Consider the following 790-nt stretch of genomic DNA (forward strand, 5'->3'; position numbering starts at 1 on the left):
CCCTTTGGGAGTTTAGCTCAGCTGGGAGAGCATCTGCCTTACAAGCAGAGGGTCAGCGGTTCGATCCCGTTAACTCCCATAGGTCCCGTAGTGTAGCGGTTATCACGTCGCCCTGTCACGGCGAAGATCGCGGGTTCGATTCCCGTCGGGACCGTTTAAGATAACGGAAGTTATTTTAGACTCGTTAGCTCAGTTGGTAGAGCAATTGACTTTTAATCAATGGGTCACTGGTTCGAGCCCAGTACGGGTCATATTTGCGGGTTTGGCGGAATTGGCAGACGCACCAGATTTAGGATCTGGCGCTTAACGGCGTGGGGGTTCAAGTCCCTTAACCCGCATAATAGAAATCAGCCGGCTTAGCTCAGTTGGTAGAGCATCTGATTTGTAATCAGAGGGTCGCGTGTTCAAGTCATGTAGCCGGCATTTTTTTATATAGAATAAGAGGTCGATGCGAACGTAGTTCAGTGGTAGAACACCACCTTGCCAAGGTGGGGGTCGCGGGTTCGAATCCCGTCGTTCGCTTAGAGAGGCCGGGGTGGCGGAACTGGCAGACGCACAGGACTTAAAATCCTGCGATTGGTAACGATCGTACCGGTTCGATTCCGGTCCTCGGCATATAATGATGAGCACCCTTAGCTCAACTGGATAGAGTACCTGACTACGAATCAGGCGGTTAGAGGTTCGACTCCTCTAGGGTGCATTTTTTTATTTAACGCGGGAAGTAGCTCAGCTTGGTAGAGTACTTGGTTTGGGACCAAGGTGTCGCAGGTTCGAATCCTGTCTTCCCGAT

Annotated in this window: 9 tRNA genes; all 9 read left to right on the forward strand. The window is 51.3% G+C overall.

Features of this window, described 5'->3' with window-relative positions:
• The first annotated feature begins 6 nt into the window (after nt 1-6).
• The 9 genes from GMD3S_RS0210130 to GMD3S_RS0210170 all read left to right on the forward strand — a co-directional run bounded on the left by GMD3S_RS0210130 (nt 7) and on the right by GMD3S_RS0210170 (nt 789).
• Nucleotides 7-79, forward strand: a tRNA-Val gene (locus GMD3S_RS0210130).
• Nucleotides 80-81: 2 nt separating this feature from the next.
• Nucleotides 82-154: transfer RNA gene (locus GMD3S_RS0210135), tRNA-Asp, on the forward strand.
• Nucleotides 155-178: 24 nt separating this feature from the next.
• A tRNA-Lys gene (locus GMD3S_RS0210140) sits at nt 179-251 on the forward strand.
• A gap of 5 nt (nt 252-256) precedes the next feature.
• Nucleotides 257-338, forward strand: a tRNA-Leu gene (locus tag GMD3S_RS0210145).
• A 12-nt stretch (nt 339-350) separates the two neighbouring features.
• Nucleotides 351-423 (forward strand) — tRNA-Thr (locus tag GMD3S_RS0210150).
• 27 nt (nt 424-450) lie between these two features.
• Nucleotides 451-522 (forward strand) — tRNA-Gly (locus GMD3S_RS0210155).
• A 7-nt stretch (nt 523-529) separates the two neighbouring features.
• Nucleotides 530-615, forward strand: a tRNA-Leu gene (locus tag GMD3S_RS0210160).
• 11 nt (nt 616-626) lie between these two features.
• Nucleotides 627-700, forward strand: a tRNA-Arg gene (locus GMD3S_RS0210165).
• 15 nt (nt 701-715) lie between these two features.
• Nucleotides 716-789, forward strand: a tRNA-Pro gene (locus tag GMD3S_RS0210170).
• Nucleotide 790: the final 1 nt, after the last annotated feature.

It is taken from the genome of Streptococcus sp. GMD3S, assembly GCF_000298695.2.
Taxonomy (GTDB): Bacteria; Bacillota; Bacilli; order Lactobacillales; family Streptococcaceae; genus Streptococcus.